Below are 4325 nucleotides of genomic sequence, written 5' to 3' on the forward strand. Positions count from 1 at the left end.
AAAAAGATATTCAAAAAATATTATATACTTTCAAAGGTAAAGATATATTTGATTTAACAAATAAATTAAGTTTAAGAGATTATTCTGCTCTACTTGAAAAATCTGATTTGATTATCACCCCTGATGCTACTTCTATGTACCTGGCTTCTGCTGTAGGATGTCCAATTGTTGCGTTGTTTGGTCCGGGCAACCCCTACAGGTATGGTCCTTTTAGTGTAAAAAACCTTGTAGTACACAGCAACTTACCTTGTTTTCCGTGCGACATAAATAAAAGATGTAACCGTAGTTATAAATGTTTAGATATTGTAACTTCAGAAAAAGTAATTAAAGCTTCAACCCTTTTAATTAACGAAAAAGAAGAACCTTTCCTATTTGAAATTTAACTATGAAAATACTTAGAGTGTTGCCGGCAATGGATTTTGGTGGAATTGAGAGAGGAGTTTATGATTTTTCATTAAAAGCTACAGAATTAGGTAATAAAGTAGTTGTAGTTTCTGAAGACGGTAGATTTATAGATATATTGAAAAAAAGAGGTATTAAACATTACAATGTTCCGCTTGATAAAAAGAGTATAACTTGTTTTTTGAAAAACAGTGAAAAGATTAAAGATATAATTGAAGAAGAAAAACCGGATATTATTCATACTCAAAGCCGTTATCCTTGCTGGGTAATGTCCTATGTGATGAAATCTTTTCCTAAAACCCCTTGGGTAACAAGCATTCACAGTTTTAATCCCGTAAGAATATATAGTAAGTCCGAAGGATTTGGAAATAAAGTTATTGTTGTAAGTAATGCTTTAAAAAATTACGCTGTAGATTATTTAAAAGTTGACGAAAAAAAGATAAAGGTAATACATAACGGGATTTCTGATAAATTTACTAAAATAATAAAAGAAAGAAAAACTTCTGTTTGTATTGGTATGATATCACGTTTCGCTCTTTATAAAGGACATTTTATTTTTTTAGAGGCTATAAAACAGGTGATAGATAAAAGTAATCTGGATATAAATGTTCTTATAGTTGGAACTGGCAACAGTTCTTACAAATCTAAACTTGAAGAATGGATTAAAAATAATGGAGTGCAAAATATTGTAAGAATTGTTAGAGAAGATAGTGTTGAAGCATTAAAAAAGATTGATATACTTGTTGTTCCCTCCTTTGTTCCTGAAGGCTTTGGAAGAACAGTGGTAGAAGCCCAACTTTCAAGGACACCTGTTATTGGGACAAATATAGGCGCATTACCAGAACTTATAGAAGATGGTAAGACAGGCTTTCTTGTAGACCCAAAAAATTCTCAACAGATATCAGAAAAAATAGAATACATTATTAAAAACTCCGATATAAGGGAAGAAATAATTGAAAACGCTTTAAATAATGCATTAGAGAACTTCACACTAACTAATATGGTAGAGAACACCATACAGGTTTATCAAGAACTCCTATAAAACCTATTTTCTTTTTCTCTTCTACTCACCCGACCCGTCACCCTGAACTTGTTTTAGGCTCTCTAATGTAACCCACGCTGGTAGCAAGAAAAACGAGATTCGGATCAATTTCGAAAAGACAGGCAGGGGGTATACGTTAAGACGGCTAACGATACAGAATTTAGGAGTTTTTTTGTCTTAACTGGCTTTACCATTGAGTTGTTTGTATATTTTACACAGAGATTGTTGATTTGTCTGGTTTAATTTCTTTAATTGACCTACATTTAAAGATTTGTTATACTTTGGCAAAATTTAGTTTTTACAATTTTTATTAAAAACAAGTGAACAAAGATATCAAATAAAAAGGTTAAATTATGAAAACGGAAATTACTGTATTAATGGCGGTGTATAACGGAGAGAAATATGTCCGGGAAGCGATTGAAAGTATTTTGAGCCAAACTTTTAAAGACTTTGAGTTTTTGATAGTGGATGACGGTTCAGATGATTCCACGCCACGTATTCTTGCTGAATATAAAGATAGCAGAATAAAAATTGTGCGTAATCCGAAAAATATAGGGCTTGCTGCTTCTCTGAATACTGGAATAAAACTTTCCAGCGGAAAATTTATTGCTAGACAAGATGCGGATGATATTTCAATGCCTGAGAGGCTTGAGAGACAGGTTTCTTTTATCCATAATAAGAAAGATATTGCCTTGGTAGGAACCTGGGTTTTAACAATAAACAGTAATGGCGAAAAAGTGGATAAAGTTATTTATCCCTGTGATGATGCGACTATTAGGAAAAACATTGTTGTTCGAAATCAATTTGCGCACGGAAGTGTAATGTATCGCAAAGGAGCTGTTGTAAGCGCGGGATGTTACAATGAACTCTTTAGGTTCTCAGAAGATTACAATTTATGGCTCCGACTTGTTGAGTTTGGAGAGGCTGCCAATATTCCAGAGTTTCTCTATAAATGGCGTATGGCAGAACCGATTTTTTATAGTGAAAAGAAAATAGGAGAGGAAATGTATTGCCTGCTTACAAGAGAACTTTTTGACGAAAGAAAAAAGGGCAACAAAGCGAACCTTCAATTTTTAACTCCCCATTGGGTGGAAGAAAACCTTAGTTTGATAAAACAACAGTTCGGTTTTAAAAGAAGAAGAACCGTGTCACAATTTTTCTGTAATTGGGCACTTAAAAGGTTTCTTAAAGGGGATAAAGTTAATGCACGAAGATATATTCGTATGGCTTTGAGAAACAATCCTTTTTCTGTTCAAGTTTATAAAAATCTTCTAATAATTTGGATTTTTGGACCACTTGTTACTTTACAACGTAAAGATAGTGCCAGAGAATAAAAAATGATAAAAATTTCAGTTGTTATACCTCTATATAACAAGGTAGATTTTATAAAGCGTGCTTTAAGTTCTGTACTTGAACAGACATATGAGAATTTTGAGATAATTATAGTAAATGATGGTTCTACCGATGGCAGTGAGAAAATTGTTGAGGGTTATAATGATGTTAGAATAAAATTATTACATAGACCTTACCCTTCTGGAGTATCAGTTGCAAGAAATTTTGGAATAAAGCATTCAAGTGCAGATTTAATTGCTTTTATTGATGCTGACGATAAGTGGAATGAAAATTTTTTAGGAACTATCGTAAGATTAAGAAAAAAACATCCTAAAGCAGGTGCCTACTCAACAGCATTTATAGAAAAACGCTCCAATAAATGTAAAAAACCTATATTCTGGTTTATTCCAAGAGGAGAAGAGTGGGAAGGTATAATACCTGATTATTTTAAGTCCTGCATATATGGTGCTTCACCTGTATGTTCAAGCGCAGTTGCCATACCAAAGAAAATTTTTTCTGATGTAGGTTTTTTCCCCGAAGGAATAAAACGTGGTGAAGACCAAGATATGTGGGCACGGATTGCTTTAAACTATGATATTGCATTTAGCCAATATGTGGGAGCTATCTATTATAAAGGTATTCAGCGCAGTGGTGTAAAAAAAAACAAATGTCTCGAAGGCTATAGAGTTGTAGAATCTTTGGAAGCAGCGTTGAAAAAGAAAAAAATCTGCCCTAAAAAAGCAAAATATATTAAAGAATATGCTAACAAATTTATTTTGGGTTCGGCTGCTCAATGTATAAAAGCAGGGGAAATAGAACTGGCAAAAAAACATCTTAATAAATGTCATACGGAAAGGTTTTTAGGTAGAAAACTTTTTCTTATTTTCTCCGCATTTTTATATAGTAATAAACAAAGACTATTACTTTAAGTTTCTGTAAATTTTTATTGATTTATAACAATGTGTAAACAATATTTTCCTTAACACCTGTTAGTTCCATAATAGGAGTATGTTGATAATAAGAGATTCTTAAGGTAAAAATGATTAAAGTAAAAATATCCACTTCTTTTAAGTGTGAACCTATCTATCTTTTTAGACAATCTCCAAAAAGAAACGGGGTATGGGGAGATGTACAATTTTTTGTTAATGACGACACTCTTAAAGAATGTGATTATTGGGTAGTTTATGAAGGTTTGTCTAAAATTGAGAAAACCTTTTGTCCCAAAGAAAATGTCTATTTAATAACTGGTGAACCACCTAGTATAAAGGGTTACAAAAGGTTTTTTCTTAAACAATTTGTATGTGTAATCACTTGTCATAGAGATATTAAGCATAAGAACAAAATATATTGGCAGCAGGCTATGCCGTGGCATATTGGTTGGAGGCAAACCAATCCTAAAAATACTGAATTTTCTATGGATTACGATGATTTGAACTTTACGAGAGAGATTCAGAAGACCAGATTAATTTCAGTAATTTCTTCAAATAAAAGCAAAATAAAAGAACAAAGGGATAGATTGGAGTTTATGTTTTTTTTAAAAGAATATTTT

The 4325-nt window shown here is 32.3% G+C and carries 5 protein-coding genes; all 5 read left to right on the forward strand.

Annotated features, from left to right (window positions below; translation table 11 throughout):
• A partial coding sequence (locus M0P98_09320; protein MCK9267045.1) for a glycosyltransferase family 9 protein occupies positions 1 to 383 on the forward strand: 383 nt, incomplete at its 5' end.
• A gap of 2 nt (positions 384 to 385) precedes the next feature.
• Positions 386 to 1444: a glycosyltransferase family 4 protein gene (locus M0P98_09325; GenBank protein ID MCK9267046.1), complete on the forward strand. Its 1059-nt coding sequence runs from the start codon at positions 386 to 388 to the stop codon at positions 1442 to 1444.
• Between the two features lie 353 nt (positions 1445 to 1797).
• The gene (locus M0P98_09330) at positions 1798 to 2778 is read left to right on the forward strand and encodes a glycosyltransferase (GenBank protein ID MCK9267047.1); all 981 of its coding nucleotides are present in this window, start codon (positions 1798 to 1800) and stop codon (positions 2776 to 2778) included.
• Positions 2779 to 2781: 3 nt separating this feature from the next.
• Positions 2782 to 3705 carry a glycosyltransferase gene (locus M0P98_09335; protein ID MCK9267048.1) on the forward strand — a complete coding sequence of 308 codons (924 nt, stop codon included), beginning with the start codon at positions 2782 to 2784 and terminating at the stop codon, positions 3703 to 3705.
• 110 nt (positions 3706 to 3815) lie between these two features.
• A partial coding sequence (locus tag M0P98_09340; protein ID MCK9267049.1) for a hypothetical protein occupies positions 3816 to 4325 on the forward strand: 510 nt, incomplete at its 3' end.

It is taken from the genome of bacterium (assembly GCA_023230585.1).
Taxonomy (GTDB): domain Bacteria; phylum Ratteibacteria; class UBA8468; order B48-G9; family JAFGKM01; genus JALNXB01.

What these genes read in the sequence shown, in the direction of transcription:
- M0P98_09325 (MCK9267046.1), top strand. Translation starts at nt 386, where the DNA reads ATGAAAATACTTAGAGTGTTGCCGGCAATGGATTTTGGTGGAATTGAG.
- M0P98_09330 (MCK9267047.1), top strand. Translation starts at nt 1,798, where the DNA reads ATGAAAACGGAAATTACTGTATTAATGGCGGTGTATAACGGAGAGAAA.
- M0P98_09335 (MCK9267048.1), top strand. Translation starts at nt 2,782, where the DNA reads ATGATAAAAATTTCAGTTGTTATACCTCTATATAACAAGGTAGATTTT.